The organism is Streptomyces sp. NPDC088915, from assembly GCF_044749825.1.
Classification (GTDB): Bacteria; Actinomycetota; Actinomycetes; order Streptomycetales; family Streptomycetaceae; genus Streptomyces.
In genome coordinates this window covers 184,516-200,673 of sequence record NZ_JBIVIR010000004.1, presented here as the reverse complement: position 1 = coordinate 200,673, position 16,158 = coordinate 184,516, and the positions used below count along the sequence as shown (strand labels likewise).

General features: G+C 74.0%; 14 protein-coding genes. 5 read left to right on the top strand and 9 right to left on the bottom strand.

Going from position 1 to position 16,158, the window contains the following annotated elements; translation table 11 throughout:
* Positions 1-130 precede the first annotated feature (130 nt).
* The 4 genes from ACIP5O_RS09520 to ACIP5O_RS09505 are packed head-to-tail and all read left to right on the top strand — an operon-like array spanning position 131 to position 4,767.
* Positions 131-1,207, top strand: coding sequence for a FecCD family ABC transporter permease (locus ACIP5O_RS09520; protein WP_401290616.1), 1,077 nt, complete (start codon positions 131-133; stop codon positions 1,205-1,207).
* Positions 1,204-2,286 (top strand): FecCD family ABC transporter permease, encoded by a 1,083-nt coding sequence (locus ACIP5O_RS09515; protein WP_401290614.1) that lies wholly within the window; start codon positions 1,204-1,206, stop codon positions 2,284-2,286. The genes ACIP5O_RS09520 and ACIP5O_RS09515 overlap by 4 nt, the downstream gene beginning before the upstream one ends.
* On the top strand, positions 2,283-3,137 hold the full coding sequence (locus ACIP5O_RS09510; RefSeq protein ID WP_401290611.1) for an ABC transporter ATP-binding protein: 855 nt from the start codon (positions 2,283-2,285) through the stop codon (positions 3,135-3,137). The genes ACIP5O_RS09515 and ACIP5O_RS09510 overlap by 4 nt, the downstream gene beginning before the upstream one ends.
* A gap of 49 nt (positions 3,138-3,186) precedes the next feature.
* Positions 3,187-4,767 (top strand): amidohydrolase, encoded by a 1,581-nt coding sequence (locus ACIP5O_RS09505; protein ID WP_401290979.1) that lies wholly within the window; start codon positions 3,187-3,189, stop codon positions 4,765-4,767.
* Positions 4,768-4,816: 49 nt separating this feature from the next.
* On the opposite strand, the gene ACIP5O_RS09500 is transcribed toward ACIP5O_RS09505, so the two are convergent.
* Positions 4,817-6,070 carry an MFS transporter gene (locus tag ACIP5O_RS09500; RefSeq protein WP_401290609.1) on the bottom strand — a complete coding sequence of 418 codons (1,254 nt, stop codon included), beginning with the start codon at positions 6,068-6,070 and terminating at the stop codon, positions 4,817-4,819.
* A 61-nt stretch (positions 6,071-6,131) separates the two neighbouring features.
* Between ACIP5O_RS09500 and ACIP5O_RS09495 the strand changes: the two genes are divergently transcribed.
* Positions 6,132-6,692 carry a CGNR zinc finger domain-containing protein gene (locus tag ACIP5O_RS09495; protein WP_401290607.1) on the top strand — a complete coding sequence of 187 codons (561 nt, stop codon included), beginning with the start codon at positions 6,132-6,134 and terminating at the stop codon, positions 6,690-6,692.
* 49 nt (positions 6,693-6,741) lie between these two features.
* Here ACIP5O_RS09495 and ACIP5O_RS09490 read toward each other — a convergent pair whose 3' ends face one another.
* The 8 genes from ACIP5O_RS09490 to argJ all read right to left on the bottom strand — a co-directional run bounded on the left by ACIP5O_RS09490 (position 6,742) and on the right by argJ (position 16,096).
* The gene (locus ACIP5O_RS09490) at positions 6,742-8,088 is read right to left on the bottom strand and encodes a hypothetical protein (RefSeq protein WP_401290605.1); all 1,347 of its coding nucleotides are present in this window, start codon (positions 8,086-8,088) and stop codon (positions 6,742-6,744) included.
* 106 nt (positions 8,089-8,194) lie between these two features.
* A complete protein-coding gene (locus ACIP5O_RS09485; RefSeq protein ID WP_401290602.1) occupies positions 8,195-8,611 on the bottom strand; it encodes a thioesterase family protein in 417 nt (138 codons plus the stop codon).
* A gap of 47 nt (positions 8,612-8,658) precedes the next feature.
* Positions 8,659-9,804, bottom strand: a complete 1,146-nt coding sequence (locus ACIP5O_RS09480) for an acyl-CoA dehydrogenase family protein (protein ID WP_401290600.1) — start codon at positions 9,802-9,804, stop codon at positions 8,659-8,661.
* A gap of 62 nt (positions 9,805-9,866) precedes the next feature.
* Positions 9,867-11,141, bottom strand: coding sequence for an aminotransferase class III-fold pyridoxal phosphate-dependent enzyme (locus tag ACIP5O_RS09475; protein ID WP_401290597.1), 1,275 nt, complete (start codon positions 11,139-11,141; stop codon positions 9,867-9,869).
* A gap of 66 nt (positions 11,142-11,207) precedes the next feature.
* The gene (locus tag ACIP5O_RS09470; protein WP_401290594.1) at positions 11,208-12,185 is read right to left on the bottom strand and encodes a 3-oxoacyl-ACP synthase III family protein; all 978 of its coding nucleotides are present in this window, start codon (positions 12,183-12,185) and stop codon (positions 11,208-11,210) included.
* Positions 12,186-12,696: 511 nt separating this feature from the next.
* Entirely contained in the window at positions 12,697-13,827 is a 1,131-nt protein-coding gene (locus ACIP5O_RS09465) for an acetylornithine transaminase (protein WP_401290976.1), read from the bottom strand.
* A 47-nt stretch (positions 13,828-13,874) separates the two neighbouring features.
* Positions 13,875-14,714 (bottom strand): acetylglutamate kinase, encoded by an 840-nt coding sequence (argB, locus tag ACIP5O_RS09460; protein WP_401290974.1) that lies wholly within the window; start codon positions 14,712-14,714, stop codon positions 13,875-13,877.
* A gap of 230 nt (positions 14,715-14,944) precedes the next feature.
* Positions 14,945-16,096 carry a bifunctional glutamate N-acetyltransferase/amino-acid acetyltransferase ArgJ gene (argJ, locus tag ACIP5O_RS09455; RefSeq protein ID WP_401290592.1) on the bottom strand — a complete coding sequence of 384 codons (1,152 nt, stop codon included), beginning with the start codon at positions 16,094-16,096 and terminating at the stop codon, positions 14,945-14,947.
* Positions 16,097-16,158: the final 62 nt, after the last annotated feature.

Below are 16,158 nucleotides of genomic sequence, written 5' to 3'. Positions count from 1 at the left end.
TTGACCCGTCGGGGCGATGCGGTTAGGCTCACCTAAGTTGACCTGTTCGGCACGTCAAGTCACGTGCGGCGCATCCGCCTTGGGCCCACGGCCGGACGGGGGCGCGAACCGCCGTCAGGGGGAGTGGCCGTTGTCCGTCGAAATCCAGACGGCGTCCGGAGGCAGGACCGGCGGCCCCGACGGGCCCACCGCGCCCCCCGTGCGCCCGGCCACCGTCGCCCTGCGCGGCCTGGGCCTCCTCGTGACGCTCGGGGCGCTGCTCCTCGTCTGCCTGCTCAGCGTCTGGGTGGGCACCCGGGGGATCCCCTTCGCCTCCACCTGGGACCTGCTGTGGCACCCCGACGGCTCCGAGGCCTCCGTCATCGTCCACGACTACCGCGTCCCCCGCACCCTCCTCGGCCTCCTGGTCGGCGTGGCGCTCGGCCTGTCGGGCGCGCTCATGCAGGCCCTGACGCGCAATCCGCTCGCCGACCCCGGACTGCTCGGCGTCAACCTGGGCGCCTCCGCCGGCGTCGTCGTGGCCATCGCCTTCCTGGGCGTGGCCTCGCCCCTCGGCTACGTCTGGTTCGCCCTCGCCGGGGCCGCCGCCGCGTCGGTCGGCGTCCACCTCCTCGGCTCCTCCGGCCGGAAGCTCGCCACCCCCGACCGGCTCGTCGTCGCCGGCGCGGCCGTCACCGCCGTCCTGTACGCCTTCAACTGGGGCGTGCTGCTGTTCGACCCGGAGGCCTTCGACCAGTTCCGCTTCTGGACGGTGGGCTCCCTCGCCGGCCGCTACCAGGACGTCGTCCTCCTGATCCTGCCGTTCGTCGCCACCGGCCTGGTCGTCGCGCTCCTCCTCGCGCCCTCCCTCAACGCCCTCGCCATGGGCGACCAGGTGGGCCGCGCCCTCGGCGTGAACGTCGGCCGCACCCGACTCCTCGCCGCCCTCGCCGTGATGCTGCTGTGCGGGGCCGCCACCGCCGCCGCCGGACCGATCGGCTTCGTGGGCCTGGCCGTGCCGCACATCGCCCGCTTCGTCGTCGGCCCCGACCAGCGCTGGGTCCTCACGTACGCGACGCTCCTCGCGCCCGTCCTGCTCATCGGGTCGGACGTCCTCGGCCGCGTCCTCGGCGCCCCCGGCGAGGTCCAGGTCGGCATCGTCACCGCGTTCATCGGCGCCCCCCTGTTCATCGCGCTCTGCCGCCGACGGAAGCTGGTCATGCTGTGAGCGTTCCCGTACGAGAGGCGAAGGCCCCGGCGCCCCGCGTCGTCGGCGGCCGGGTCGTCCGCGTCGGCCGCGGCGCCGTCTCCCTGCGCGTGCGGGGCCGCACCGTCGCCGTCACCGCCCTGCTGCTCGCCGCCCTCGTGCTCGTCGTCGGCACCACCCTCACCACCGGGGACTTCCCGCTCACCGTCGGAGAGGTCCTCCGCGCCCTCACCGGCAACGACTCCGGGGCCGCCGACTTCGTCGTCAACACCCTCCGCCTGCCCCGCGTCCTGACCGCGGTGTTCGTCGGCGCGGCCCTCGCCGTGAGCGGGGCGATCCTGCAGAGCCTCACCCGCAACTCCCTCGGCAGCCCCGACATCATCGGCTTCACCAACGGCTCGGCCGTCGGCGCCCTCGTCGTCATCGTCCTCCTGCACGGCAGCATGACCCAGATCGCCCTCGGCGCCCTGGCCGGCGGCCTCGCCACCGCCCTCGCCGTCCACCTCCTCATGATCGGCCGCGGACTCCAGGGGTTCCGGCTCGTCGTCATCGGCGTCGGCGTCAGCGCCCTGCTCCTCGCCGTCAACTCGTACCTGATCACCCGGGCCACCTTCCAGGAGGCCCTGGAGGCCCAGGCGTGGCTGATCGGCAGCCTCGGCAACCGGACCTGGACGCACGCCAACGCCATCGGCCTCGCCCTCGCCGTCCTGCTGCCCCCGGCCCTCCTCCTCTCCCGCCGCCTCGCCATGGTGGAGATGGGCGACCTCACCGCCACCGCGCTCGGCGTGAACGTCCGGCGCACCCGTACGGCGCTCCTCGTCGTCGGCGTCGCCCTCGCCGCCTTCGCCACCGCCGTCACCGGCCCCATCTGGTTCATCGCCCTGGCCGCCCCCCAGGTGGTGCGCCGGCTCACCGGGTCGCCCGCGCCCGCCCTGCTGCCCTCCGCCCTCATGGGCGCCCTCCTGCTCGCCCTGAGCGACCTCGCCGTCCAGCGGGCCTTCGCGCCCGCGCTCCTCCCCGTCGGCACGGCGACCGGCGCCCTCGGCGGGACCTACCTCATCTGGCTGCTGATCACCGAGTCGCGAAAGAGCCGCGCATGACCGCAACGAATCACCCCGGGCCCCGGCTGCGCGCCGAGGACCTCACGCTCTCCTACGACCGCCGGACGGTGGCCACGTCCCTCAGCGTCGACATCCCCGACCACTCCTTCACGGTCATCATCGGACCCAACGCCTGCGGCAAGTCCACCCTCCTCTCGGCCCTCGCGCGGATGCTCACCCCCAAGGCCGGACAGGTCTACCTCGACGGCGCGGCCATCTCCTCGTACCGCTCCCGCGAGGTCGCCCGCCGCCTCGGCCTGCTCCCGCAGTCCTCCAGCGCGCCCGGCGGCATCACCGTCGGCGACCTCGTCGCCCGCGGCCGCTACCCGCACCAGCGGCTCCTGAAGCAGTGGTCCGCCGAGGACGAGACGGCCGTCACCGAGGCCATGCGCCAGACCGGCGTCCTCGACCTCGCCGACCGGCCCGTCGACGACCTCAGCGGCGGCCAGCGCCAGCGCGTCTGGCTCTCCATGGTCCTGGCGCAGCAGACCTCCGTCCTGCTCCTCGACGAGCCCACCACCTACCTCGACATCGCCCACCAGGTCGAGGTCCTCGACCTGTGCGCCGAACTCCACGCCCGCAAGGGACACACCGTCGTGGCCGTCCTGCACGACCTCAACCAGGCCTGCCGCTACGCCACCCACCTCGTCGTCATGCGCCCCGGCGGCGTCATCGCCGCCCAGGGCGACCCGGCCGCCGTCATGACCGCCGAACTGGTCGAGGACGTCTTCGGACTCCCCTGCCGGATCATCGACGACCCCGAGACCGGCACCCCGCTCATGGTGCCCGCCGCGCCCCGGCGGTACGACGCGGAGGACACCGACGGCACGGTGCTCACCAAGGCCCTTTGAGGCCCCTCGCGACCCCTCGAAGCCACCCCAGGGACGGGACCCGCCCATGATGCTGTGCACCCGACTCACCAACGCGCGCTTCCTCACCATGGACCCCGACCACCCGGTCGCCCACGACCTGGGCGTCTGGCACGGCCGGATCGTCGGTCTCGACGAGGCCGTGAGCGGCCTACCCGCGCGCGAGGTCGTCGACCTCCAGGGCGCCACCGTGCTGCCCGGCTTCATCGACAGCCACGTGCACCTGGCGTGGACCGGCCTGAAGGCGGCCTCGCCGAGCCTCGCCGGCGTCGAGCGGATCGAGGACGCCCTCGCCGTCGTCGCGGACGCGGTCGCCCGCACGGCCGCGCCCGGCGCGTGGATCCACGTCGGCGGCTACGACCAGCGGGCCCTCGGCCGGCACCTGACCGCCGCCGACCTCGACCGGGTCGCCGCGGGCCACCGGATCTTCCTCATGCACACCTCCGGCCACGCCTGCGTCGTCAACAGCGCCGTCCTCGACCTGCTCCCCGCCGACGTCCCCCACGACGCCGGCCTCCTCGTGGAGAGCGCGATGGGCGCCGTGCGCCGGCTCCGCCTCCCGTACGCCCAGGAGGAGCTGGCCGACGCCATCGAGCACGCCGGCCGCGCCTGCCTCGCCGAGGGCGTCACCGCCTGCGCCGAGGCCGGCATCGGCGGCGGACTCCTCGGCCACAGCCCCGCCGAGCTGGGCGCCTACCAACTCCTGCGCGACCGGGGGCGGCTGCCCCTGCGCGTCCAGCTCATGCCGGGCGCCGACACCCTCAAGCCGCTCGGTGCCCACGAGCGGGACGGCATCCCCCGCGGCCTCGACCTCGGCCTGCGCACCGGCTTCGGCGACGACTGGCTCTCCGTAGGCGCCCTCAAGATCTACACCGACGGCGGCATGATGGCCCGCACGGCCGCCCTCACCGAGCCGTACGAGGGCACGGACGGCACCGGGCAGCTCCAGGCCGACCCCGAGCACCTCGCCTCCCTCATCGTGGACGGACACCTCGCCGGCTGGCAGCTCGCCGTCCACGCCATCGGGGACCGCGCCGCCGACCTCGCCCTGGACGCCCTGGAGCGCGCCCAGGAGCTGAGGCCCCGTCCCGACGCCCGCCACCGGATCGAGCACGCCGGTCTGATCCGGCCCGACCAGCTCCCGCGCTTCGCCCGGCTCGGCCTCAGCGCCGTCGTCCAGCCCAACTTCCTGCGGTACTTCGGCGACGACTACGCCGCGGTCATGGGCCCGCGCCGGGCGCCCTGGATGTACCGGGGACGCGGCTTCCTCGACCACGGCGTCCCGCTCGTCGGCAGCTCCGACCGGCCCGTCACCGACGGATCGCCGCTGCGGGCGATCCAGTTCATGGTCGAGCGCGCCTCCCTCTCCGGCCGCCCGATCGGCCCCGAGGAGGCGATCACCGTCGACGAGGCCCTGTACGCCTACACGGTCGCCGGCGCCCACGCCTGCCGGTGGGACGACAGCGCGGGGACCCTGAGCCCGGGCAAGCGCGCCGACCTCGTCGTCCTCGGCGACGCCCCGCACGCCGTAGATCCCTCCCGGATCGGGGACATCGAGGTCGTGGCGACCTTCGTGGACGGACGCGAGGCGACGGCGGGGAGGAAGCCGTGACTCCCGGCCGCGCCGCCCGGCACGCGAGCGGCGCCGGAGCGCTCGTCTCCTACCGGACCGTCGCGTCGTCCCGCGCGCCCTCCTCCTTCGAGGTGCCGCCCGGCGCGGCCCCCCGGCGTTCTCCGATGCCCGCCACCAGGCCGATCACCGTGGTCAGCGCCGTACAGACGACGATGGTGACGACCGGGGTGGTGGCCTTGACGAGGCCGGCCGTCAGAAGGGCGGCAGCCCCGTAGCCGAGGCCGCCCGCCGCGTACAGGAGGGAGAAGCCCGTGGCCCACACGTTCTGCGGGAGGCGGTTCTGCAGGGCCAGGTTCCGGATGATCATGAGCGGGCTGTAGAAGAGGCCGCCGAGCAGGAACGCGGCGAAGAACGCCCAGAGCCGGCCGGTGACGGCGCACAGCGTCAGCACCGCGGTCATGGCCGGCAGCAGGAAGAGGGTCTGCGTCCCGGGGGAGCCCGGCCAGGTGCGCCGCCCGTAGACCAGTCCGGCGGCGATGCTCGCCAGGGCGAACGCCCCCGTGATGACGCCGGTCAGCGCCAGCTGCTGGCCCGTCGACTCCAGACGGGCCGGCAGGGCCACGTCCATCGCGCCGACCAGGAACATGATGGCCGCGGCGAGCAGGACGGTGGGCCAGGCCATCCTCACGACGCTCAGCGTCCCCGCGGGCTCGGGGGCGTCCTCCCGGGCGTCGGGAGCGGCGTGCCGGATGCGTCCGGCGAAGGCCAGGGGGGCCGCCGAGACCACGGCCATCAGGAGGAGCGCGATCCGCGGCGACACCTGGGTGGACACCAGCGAGGCCAGCACCGGACCGGCGGCCCAGACGGCCTGGTTCAGCGCGCTCTCCAGCCCCAGCGCGGTGTGCCGGAGGTGCTCCGGGGTGGTCCCGGACAGCTGCGCGCGCATGCCGCCGGGGACGCCCGCCGCCACCGCTCCGGCGGCGAAGGCCAGGGCCACCAGGAGGACCAGGGGAGTGTGCCCCGCCAGGACGGCGACGGCGGCGAAGACGAGCGCCTCGGCGAGCAGGGCGAAGCGGAGCTGCCCCAGGAAGGGGCGCCGGTCGAAGCCGCGTCCCATGAAGGGGGCTCCGACCGCCTCGCCGAGCGCGTGCGAGGCGGCGAGGACGCCGCCCGCGGAGAACGATCCCGTGCTGTGGCCCAGGAAGACCAGGGCCAGGGGAGCCATGGCGACAGGGGTTCGGATCAGCCCCATGGCGACGTACCAGGCGGTGCCGCCCTCGCGGCACAGGACATCACGGTAGGTCGGGGTGGGCCGCGCGACCGGCGCTGTGTTACCACTCATAGTTTTTACCGGTAACCGCTTGCCCGGGTGTCAAAACTTGTTTACCGACTATTATTTACGCATGGGAAAGAGCACGGGAACGACGGTGGCCGGACCGCAGGTGGAGGACATGAGGTCCTTCCTCAACACCTGGGTGATCCCCAACGACACACGGCAGGAGACGGAGAACCTGCCGGACCTCGCCGCGTCCCCGGACGACTGGGCGCGGGAGCTGCCCCGCCTGCCGCGTCCGCGCGCCGACGAACTGGCCGACCTGCTCCGGCTCCGTGACGACCTGCGGGCCGACGTGGACGAGCACGGCACGCGGAGGCTGGACGAGTGGCTCGCCCGGCGACCGCAGACGGTGCGCATCGGCGAGGGGGAACTGCGGCTCGAAGGACCGGCCGCCCCGGTCGACGCCGTCCTGCGCCAGGCGGCCGGTCTGGTGCTCGCCGAGCGCTGGCGCCGGCTCAGGGCCTGCCCGGACTGCCGGTGGGTCTTCTACGACCAGTCGCGGAACAACACGCGGACCTGGTGCAGCATGTACGCGGGCGAGAACGGCCGGGCGTGCGGCAGCATCGCCAAGGTCAAGCGGATGCGCGAGACGCAGAAGCGGCGGACGGCCGACGCAGAGGCGGGGTGAGGGCACCGGCCCGGCCGGCGCCCCCGCCCCGCGACGTGGAGACGGCTGTTCAGAGGGTCGAGGCGACGTGCCGCAGCAGGCGTTCCGTCTCCTCGGCCGCCCCGGGCTCGCGGTCGTAGACCAGGTACTCCACCGTGTGGGTGTAGGGGCTGTCGTCGACGAGCACCACGGCGCCGCTCTCCCCGTCCGGGTTCAGCCGGGGGGCGCGCCCGACGGCCAGGGCGAGCTTGGCGAAGTCCCGCACCGGCAGGTCGTTGCGGGTGAGCACCGTGTAGCCGTCCAGGTAGTCGTCGCCGAGGAGCCGCCGGGCCGCCGCGTGCACGTGGGTGCAGCCGCCCACGCGCGCGTTCACCTCGTTGAACAGGACCTCGCCCTCGGGAGTGACGATGGAGTCGCAGTTCAGGTAGCCGCGGTAGCCGAGGTCCCGGATCGTCCGCGCCATGGCCAGCGACGCGTCCAGCATCCGCCGTTCCGCCGCGGGGTCCAGGGCCACCGGGGGGATGGCGAAGCCGTTCCAGACCGGCTCCATGCGCATGTCGCCGTGGTCCAGGAGGACGGGCTCACCGGGCGGGTCGGGGAGGAACAGCTCGCTGTAGAGGGTGCGGCTGTGGGGGTGGTAGACCTCGACGACGGCCTCGCTCGGGCGCAGGCCCGTGGGGAAGTCGCGGACCTCCTCCACGACGGGGAAGGAGTCGGCGAGCGCCGCCTCGATCTCGCGGAGGCCGGAGAGCGGGCCGACGACGTGCTTCGCGGAGGCCCCGATGGAGGGGACCCCGGCGTCGACGGTGAACAGGACGTTGCCGTATCCACTGGCGCTGAAGTCCTGTTTCACGATCACGCTGCCGGTGTGGTGCAGCAGTTCGCGCACGGCCCGTGCGGTGGCCCCCCGGCTGCGGCAGACCTCTCCCCGGGCCACCGGGACGCCCGTGCCGGTCGACCAGGCCCGGAAGAAGGACTTGCTGTTGAAGAAGTCGCTGCCGCCCTGGGCGAAGAAGGCGGAGTCCGTCCCGCGCAGACCGAGCCGGCCCGCGAGCTCGGCGACGGTCCGGTCGTACAGGTAGGGCGTCAGCGTCCAGTCCGGACGCACGCTCTCCCGCAGCCGCTCCACCAGCGGTTCGGCCAGGGCGGTGCGCGCGTCGAGGAAGGTGCCCTCGTCCGGCCCGTCGGGGGTGAAGAAGGTCGGGGCGGCGGGGTCGAGGCCGAGCGACGAGACGAGGTAGTCCCGGAAGTCGGGCGTCGGCCGCCGGTGCGCGAGCATCGCGTCGCCGTCCTCGAGCAGCCAGGCCGTACGGGTGGAGACGGCGTGCTGCTTGAGGGTTCCCCTGGGCCCGAACGAGGTGAGCGGGCTGGCGAACATGTACTCGCTCGTGACGTTGCCGACGACGAGTTGGGGCACGGGAGGTCCTTTCGCACGAGTTCTGGCACGGGTTCCGGTACGAGTTCCGGCACGGGTCCCGCCCCGAGGGGGCCGCGCCGCACGCGGCCCCCTCGGGGCGGTGGGGTCAGGCGCGTTCGGCGAGCTTCTTCTCGAACGCGTCGCGGTTGACCACGGCCCGTCCGTGCACGCCGCGGAGGATGACGGCACGGCTGTCCCGCGCCTCCACGGCGAAGGTGAGGATCTTGCCGTCGACCTCGGTCAGCGTGGCGGTGACGGTGATCTCCTCGCCGACGGGCGTCGGCGCCACGTGCGCGGAGTCGTGGTTCAGGCCCAGGGTCATCCAGGGCGCGGTGATCTCCTCCCGCAGGACGTCCATGGCGGTGACCTCGCCGAGCCACAGCAGCACGGGGGTCGCGAGGACGTCCACGTCGTTCTCCCACGCGGTGGCGGAGTCGCGGGGCCCGACCACGTGGTGGCGGGTGGCCGAGGCGCCGATGAGGGAGTCGAGCACGGGACGCGGTGACGTGGTGGTGTCGGACATGACTGCCTTTCGGTCGGGTGGCGAAGGGGCTTCGGGCGGCGCAGGGGTCAGGAGGCCGGTGCGAGGGCCCGCATCTGGTTGAAGACGTTCTTGCGCTGCATCTCCGCGGTGCCGCCGGCGATGAGGGTGCCCAGGGCGTCCTGGAGGGCGTGCGCGGCGGGGCCGTCCATGTAGCCGAGGTGGCCGTAGACGCGCAGGGCGGTCTCGGTGCCGAGCCGGAGGGTCTCGCCGGCGTGGTACTTGGCGGTGGAGCACAGCAGGGACGCCTGCGGGTCGCCGCTGAGCAGGGCGTCCAGGGCGCCGTAGGACACGTACCGGGCCGCCTCGATGGCGAACTTGGCGTCGGTGATCCGGCCCTGCACGTACTGGTGGTCCGCGATCGGCTGCTTGAACGCCTGGCGGCGGCGCGCGTACGCGAGCACCTCGTCCAGGTGGGGGTCGAGGTAGGCCGCGGCGAGGACCCCGTACAGCAGCCGGTCGAGGGCGATGGTGTTGTAGATCGCCTCGATGCCCGCGCCGATCTCGCCGACGAGGTTCCGGGCGTCGACCCGCACGTCGTCGAAGGCGATGGGTCCGGTCGGGCTGGTGTGGTTGCCGATCATCCGCTCCACGGGGCCCTGGCTGACGCCCTCGGCGTGGAGGTCGACCATGAAGAGGGTGATGTCCCGGGCGCCCTGCTCGGGCACGCGGCCCAGGACGAGGGCCACGTCGGCGACGGGACCGTTGGTGATGTGGTCCTTGTGCCCGTTCAGGCGGTAGGCGTCGCCGTCGCGGACGGCGGCCGTCCTGATCCGGGTGACGTCGGAACCGCCGGTGGTCTCCGTCAGCGCGGTGGCCCCGACCTCCCCGGAGAGCAGCCGGGGCAGCCAGTAGCCCTTCTGGTCGTCGCTGCCGTAGGTGAGCAGGGAACGGATCAGGCCCGCCTGCGCCACCATGGACAGGGAGAAGCCGAGGTCGCGGCCGCCCGCCGCGACGCCCTCGAAGGCCGCCGTGAAGTCCCACCAGGTGCCGCCGTCGCCGCCCCACTCCCGGTCCACGGCCAGCCGCCATATGCCGGCGTCGCTCACCTCCTGCCAGGACTCCCGGTCCAGGACGCGCTCGGCCCTGCAGTCGTCGGCGCGCTTGGCGACGGTGGCGGCGGCGAGGTCCGCGTACCGCGTGCGCAGGGCCGGATCGGTGAAGTGCTGGAGCATGGTCTGCCTTTCGGTGCGAAGGGGCTTTCGGTAAGGAGGGGCTTTCTTTACGGAGGGGCGGGTCAGCGGGCGGCGGCGAGTTCGCCGGCCCGGGCGGCGGGCGCCGGGGTGAGGGCGGTGAGGCTGTGGTCCAGACGGACCGCCAGCTCCTCCAGCTCGGCCTCCGTGCTGTTCAGCGGCGGCGCCACCATCACGGACTCCGTCAGGGCGTTGACCCCGGCGGGGTACAGCAGCAGTCCGTGGTCGCGCGCCGTCAGGACCAGGTCGTGGGCGGTCCCGGGGGACCGCCCGGGGGTGGCGTGCAGGCCGAGGGCGAGCTGCAGGCCGCGGCCGCGGACGTCGCGCACCACGGCGTGGCGGTCGACGAGGCCCTCCAGGAGGGTGCGCAGGTGGCGGCCGGACCGGGCGGCGAGGGCGGGGACGTCGTGCTCCTTCAGGTACTCCACGGTCGCCAGGCCGGCGGCGGCGGCGAGCGGCGCGCCGGCCATCGTGTGCCCGAACACCACCGATCCCAGAGGCTGTTCGAAGGCGGCGGCGACCTCGTCGCGGACCAGGACGGCGGACAGCGGCGCGTATCCGGCGGTCACGCCCTTTCCGAGCACCATCACGTCGGGGACGATCCCGGCGTGGTCGCAGCCGAACCACGTGCCGGTCCTGCCGAGTCCGGTCATGACCTCGTCGGCGATCAGCAGGAAGCCGTGCTGATCGGCGAGCTCCCGCAGCCTCCTGAGGACGGCGAGGTCGCACGGTACGGCTCCGGAGGACGCGCCGCCGACGGGCTCGACGATCACCGCGGCCAGGTTCTGCGGCCCGATCTCCTCGACCGCCCGCTCCCACTGCTCGACGTCCGCGCGCATGTCGCCCTGCCGGGGGCGCACCTTGGCGACGGTGGCCTGGTTCGCGAGGAGCGGGGTGAGGCCGTCCTTGCGCGCCGGGTGCCCGGAGGCGCCGAGCGCGCCGGCGGTCATCCCGTGGTAGCTGGGCTCCTCGGTCAGCACCGCGCACTTGAAGGGCCGGTGGGCCCGGGAGTGGAACAGGGTCGCCAGGCGCAGGGCGGCCTCGACGGCCTCGGAGCCCGAGTTGCAGTACACCGGGTTGCCGAGGGTGCCCGGGGCGAGCTCCGTCAGCAGCGCGGAGAGCCGTTCCAGCGGCTCGGAGGTGAACTGGGTCCGGTAGGCGAAGCTGATGGCGTCGATCTGCCGGTGCATGCGGGAGGTGATCTCGGGGAGCCCGTGGCCGAGGTTGGTGTTGATCGCTCCGGAGCAGCCGTCGAGGTACTCCCGGCCTTCGGTGTCGTAGACGCGGACGCCGTTGCCGTGGCTGACGGTGGGAAGCATGGGTGTCTCCTGACTGCGTGAGGGGTGGACGCGGGGGCGGCGTGCGGCGGTGCGGCCGGACGGGGCTCAGTACCAGGTCATGACGGAGGCCGCGGCCGTCATGCCGCCGCCGACGGAGGCCATCAGGACGCGCTCGCCCCGGTGCAGGGGCGCGGCGCGGTGGCTCTCGCTGAGGGTGAGCGGGATGGAGGCGGCGGCGGTGTTGCCGTAGCGGTCGGCGGTGACCGCGACCTTGCGGGAGTCGATGCCCAGGGTGTCGGCGAGGGTGTGCACCAGCCGCAGGTTGCCCTGGTGGAAGACGGCGCGGTCGATGTCGCCGAGGCCCACGCCGGACTCGTCCAGCGCCTGGTGCACGGCCTTGGGCACGTGCTGGACGGCCCAGTCCTTGACCGCCCGGCCGTTCATGCGGAAGTGGTGGGCGCCGGGGTCCCGGAGGGTGGCGGCCGGCCGCCGCGAGCCGCCGCCCTCGACCCGTACGTGGTCGGTGGTCGTCCCGTCCGCGAGCAGGGAGCTGGCGTGGATGCCGTACCCGTCGGGGACGCGCCCCACCAGCACGGCCCCCGCCCCGTCTCCGAAGAGGCTGACGGTCCTGCGGTCCGTCCGGTCCATGATCGTCGAGTAGGTGTCCGCTCCGATCACCAGGACGTTGCGCCACGCGTCGTGGGCGCACAGCAGCGAGTCCGCCACGTCCAGGGCGTACAGGAAGCCGGAGCAGACGGCGTTCAGGTCGAAGGCGGGCACGGCGCCGAGGCCGAGCCGTTCCTGGACGAAGACGGCGGTGGCCGGCTGGGGCTGGTCGGGGGTCGTGGTCGCGACGATCAGGGCGTCGACGTCGTGGGGTTCGTACGGCGTCTCCCATAACCGGGACGCCGCGGCCGCGGCGAGGTCCGACGTCGCCGACTCGCGGTCCGCGTACCGGCGTTCGCGGATGCCGGTGCGCTCCTCGATCCAGTCCTCGTCGGTCCCCGCCCAGTCGCTGATCCTGTGGTTGTCCACCACTCGGGACGGCACGTGACCGGCCACCCGGAGTATCCCGTTCGGCATGTTCTCCCCATTCAGGAAAATGATCGACCTGATCCCGTAATGACCGGTCGGCGCTGCGAGGGGCCGTCTACCTCACGCCTACGGCGGTAAACACAAGCTCCTCGGCTTGTGAGAGGTGTCACCAAGTGCCTTTCTGGACACGCTTATTGATCGTTTTGGCTCGTAAATCAGCCGGAAGGTTCCTTTCAGGAAGGGTGTGACGGTTCTCGGCGGTCATGGCCGTAAGGGGGTGCCGAGGTGCGGCAAAGCGGCCCGGCCGGCAGGAGAACGCAGGTGGGAAGGGGGATTCCAGCGCGTGGCGGCAGCCTCGTGCGCCCGTGGCGGATCGTGATCGAAGGCCGCGCAAGAGGGGGCGACGCGCCATGGCCGAAGGGGATCGCGGGCTCCGATCGGGCCTTCTCGCGCCCAGGTGTTTACCTCCCAAAGGAAAAGGTCGCTGAACAGTGCCTCGGCACGACGAAGGGCGGGCCCGGAGCGCCTGTACGGCTCCGGGCCCGCCCTTCCGTCGCGCTCAGGCGTCCAGTGCCTTCGCCAGCGCCCCCACGAGACCGTCGATCTGCTCGTCCGTCACCGTGAGGGCGGGAGCGAGCCGTACGGTGGCCGGGCCCGCCGCGTTGACCAGGAAGCCGGCGTCCTGGGCCGCCCGCTGGACCGGGACGGCCCGCGGCTCGGTGAGGACGACGCCCAGGAGGAGGCCGGCGCCCCGCACCCCGGCGACACGGGGGTGCCCCAGCTCCTCGATCCCCCGGCGCAGCCGCTCGCCCGCCCGTACGGTCCGGGCGAGCAGCCCCTCGGCCTCGACGGTCCGCAGGACGGCGAGCCCGGCCGCGCACGCGATCGGGTTGCCGCCGAAGGTGGAGCCGTGCTGGCCGGGGCCGAGGAGCCCGGCCGCCGGGCCGAAGGCCACCGTGACGCCGATCGGGAGCCCGCCGCCGAGCCCCTTGGCGAGGGCGACCACGTCGGGGTCCACGTCCCGGTCCGCCTGGTGCGCGAACCAGTGGCCGGTCCGGCCGATGCCGGTCTGCACCTCGTCCAGGACGAGCAGCGTGCCGGTCGCCCGGGTGATCTCCCGCGCTGCCCGCAGGTACCCCTCGGGCGCGGGCACGACCCCGCCCTCGCCCTGCACCGGTTCGAGGACGACCGCCGCGGTCTCCTCCGTGACGGCCGCGCGCAGCGCCCCGACGTCCCCGAACGGGACGTGCGTCACCCCGTCGGGCAGCGGCAGGAACGGCTCGCGCTTCGCCGGCTGACCGGTCAGGGCGAGGGCGCCCATGGTGCGCCCGTGGAACCCGCCCTCGGCGGCGACCACGTGCGGGCGGCCCGTCCGGCGGGCGATCTTGAAGGCCGCTTCCAGCGCCTCCGCGCCCGAGTTCGCGAAGAAGACCCCGCCCCGCCTGCCGAAGAGCCGGAGCAGCTCCTCGGCCAGGGCGACGGGCGGCTCGGCGACGAACAGGTTCGACACGTGGCCGAGCCGCCCGACCTGCTCCCGGACGGCCGCGACGACGGCCGGGTGGGCGTGGCCCAGGGTGTTGACCGCGATCCCGCCGGTGAAGTCGGTGTACGTACGGCCCGACTCGTCCTCGACGGTGCTGCCCTCGCCCCGGACCAGGGCCAGCGGGGGAGTGCCGTACGTGTCCATCATGACCGCGCGCCAGCGGTCCGTGAGCGTCCTGGTGCTGTCGGCGGCGGTCACGCGTCGTCCTCCTCGGACGGGGGAGCGGGTACGGGGGCGGTTTCCGGTTCGGGGTCGGGGTCGGGGTCGGGGTCGGGGACCACGGTGGTGCCCGGACCGTCCGCGGCGAAGACGCCGCCGAGGAGCGCGTGCGGCACCCGGCCGTCGACGACCCGGGCCGCGCGGACGCCCGCCCGGACCGCCCGGAGGCAGCCCTCCATCTTCGGGAGCATGCCGCTCGCCAGGCCCGGGAGCAGCGCGTCCAGTTCACCGGCCGTCAGCCGGGCGACGACCTCGGTGCTGCGGGGCCAGTCCGCGTAGAGGCCCTCGACGTCGGTGAGGACCACGAGCCGGTCCGCGCCGAGGGCCACGGCGAGCGCGGAGGCCGCGAGGTCGGCGTTGACGTTGTAGACCTCCCCGTCCGCGCCCCGCGCGACGGGCGAGACGACGGGGATGCGGCCCGCCTCCAGGAGGGCGCGCACGGCGGCGGTCTCCACGGCCACGACCTCGCCGACGAGGCCGATGTCCACGGGCCTGCCGTCCACCCACGCGGGTCGCCGCACGGCGGTCATGGTGTGCGCGTCCTCGCCCGACAGGCCCACGGCGAAGGGGCCGTGGGCGTTGAGGGCGCCGACCAGCTCCCGCTGCACCTGCCCGGTCAGCACCATGCGGACCACGTCCATGGTCTCGGGCGTGGTCACCCGCAGGCCCGCCTCGAAGCGGACCTCCAGGTCGAGGCGGTCGAGCATGGCGCTGATCTGCGGTCCGCCGCCGTGCACGACGACCGGCCGCAGCCCCGCGTGCCACAGCTCCACGACGTCCTGCGCGAAGGTCCGGTGCAGCGCCGGGTCCACCATGGCGTTGCCGCCGAACTTGACGACGATCGTCCGGCCCCTGAGCTCCTCGGCCCAGGGCAGGTCGGCGGCGGCGGTGACCGCGTCGGCGGCCGAGGCGGCCGGAGCGGCCGAAGCGGCGGCGGTGGCGGTGGCCGAGGCGGCGGCGGCGGTGGCCGGGGCGGCCGTTCCGGCCGGGGCGTCGCCCGGCCGCGCGTGGGGGAGCGTCCCCGTCCGTGTCGTCCCGGGCCCGCTCATGAGCTGTACGCGCTGTTCTCGTGGACGTACTCGGCCGTCAGGTCGTTGGTCCAGAGGACCGCCGACGCGTCGCCGGAGCGCAGGTCGGCGGTGATCGTGATCCGCCGGTCCGACAGGTCGACCTCGTCCCGGGACTCGCCCGCCGCGCCGTCCCGGCACACCCAGACGCCGTTGATCGCCACGTCGAGCCGGTCCGGGTCGAAGACGGCGGACGTGGTGCCGATGGCGGAGAGCACCCGGCCCCAGTTGGGGTCCTCGCCGTGCAGGGCGCACTTGAGGAGGTTGTTGCGGGCGATGGACCGGCCCACCTCGACGGCGTCCTCCTCGGAGGCCGCGCCGACGACGTGCACCTCGATCTCCTTGGAGGCGCCCTCGGCGTCCGCCACGAGCTGCCCGGCCAGGTCCAGGCAGACCGCGTGCACGGCCCCGGCGAAGGCCTCCGGGTCGGGGACGGTCCCGGAGGCGCCCGAGGCGAGGAGCAGGACGGTGTCGTTGGTGGACATGCAGCCGTCCGAGTCCACCCGGTCGAAGGTGGTGCGCACCGCCGCGCGGAGCGCCCCGTCCAGCGCCTCCGCGTCCACGTCGGCGTCGGTGGTGAGGACGACCAGCATGGTCGCGAGCCCCGGGGCGAGCATGCCCGCGCCCTTCGCCATGCCGCCGACCGTCCAGCCGTCCCGGGTCACCGCGGCGGTCTTGTGGACCGAGTCCGTCGTCCTGATCGCGACGGCCGCGTCCTCGCCGCCGTCGGGGGAGAGCAGCCCGCCGGCGGCGGCGATGCCCGCGGTGACGCGGTCCATCGGCAGCCGCACGCCGATCAGACCGGTGGAGCACACCGCGACCTCGTGCGGGTCCACGTCCACGGCGCCCGCCGTCCGCTCGGCCGTCAGACGCGCGTCGACGGCGCCGGCCTGTCCCGTACAGGCGTTGGCGCCGCCGGAGTTGAGGACGACGGCCGATATCCGGCCGTCGGCCAGGGCGCGCCGGGTCCAGCGCACGGGCGCGGCCTGGACGCGGTTGGAGGTGAAGACGCCGGCGGCGGCGCGCGACGGCCCCCGGTTCACCACCAGGGCCAGATCGCGGTCACCGGACTCCTTGATGCCGGCGGCGATGCCGCAGGCGAGGAACCCCTGTGCAGCGGTCACACTCACTGTGCTTCTCCGTTCTCCCCCAGAGCTGACGCCTGGGAGGCGCCCCCATCTCCGCCCGTACA

Coding starts and splice junctions, on each gene's coding strand:
- ACIP5O_RS09510 (WP_401290611.1), top strand. CDS start 2,283: ATGACCGCAACGAATCACCCCGGGCCCCGGCTGCGCGCCGAGGACCTC.
- ACIP5O_RS09505 (WP_401290979.1), top strand. CDS start 3,187: ATGCTGTGCACCCGACTCACCAACGCGCGCTTCCTCACCATGGACCCC.
- ACIP5O_RS09500 (WP_401290609.1), bottom strand. CDS start 6,070: ATGAGTGGTAACACAGCGCCGGTCGCGCGGCCCACCCCGACCTACCGT.
- ACIP5O_RS09495 (WP_401290607.1), top strand. CDS start 6,132: ATGGGAAAGAGCACGGGAACGACGGTGGCCGGACCGCAGGTGGAGGAC.
- ACIP5O_RS09485 (WP_401290602.1), bottom strand. CDS start 8,611: ATGTCCGACACCACCACGTCACCGCGTCCCGTGCTCGACTCCCTCATC.
- ACIP5O_RS09480 (WP_401290600.1), bottom strand. CDS start 9,804: ATGCTCCAGCACTTCACCGATCCGGCCCTGCGCACGCGGTACGCGGAC.
- ACIP5O_RS09475 (WP_401290597.1), bottom strand. CDS start 11,141: ATGCTTCCCACCGTCAGCCACGGCAACGGCGTCCGCGTCTACGACACC.
- ACIP5O_RS09470 (WP_401290594.1), bottom strand. CDS start 12,185: ATGCCGAACGGGATACTCCGGGTGGCCGGTCACGTGCCGTCCCGAGTG.
- ACIP5O_RS09465 (WP_401290976.1), bottom strand. CDS start 13,827: ATGATGGACACGTACGGCACTCCCCCGCTGGCCCTGGTCCGGGGCGAG.
- argB (WP_401290974.1), bottom strand. CDS start 14,714: ATGGTGGACCCGGCGCTGCACCGGACCTTCGCGCAGGACGTCGTGGAG.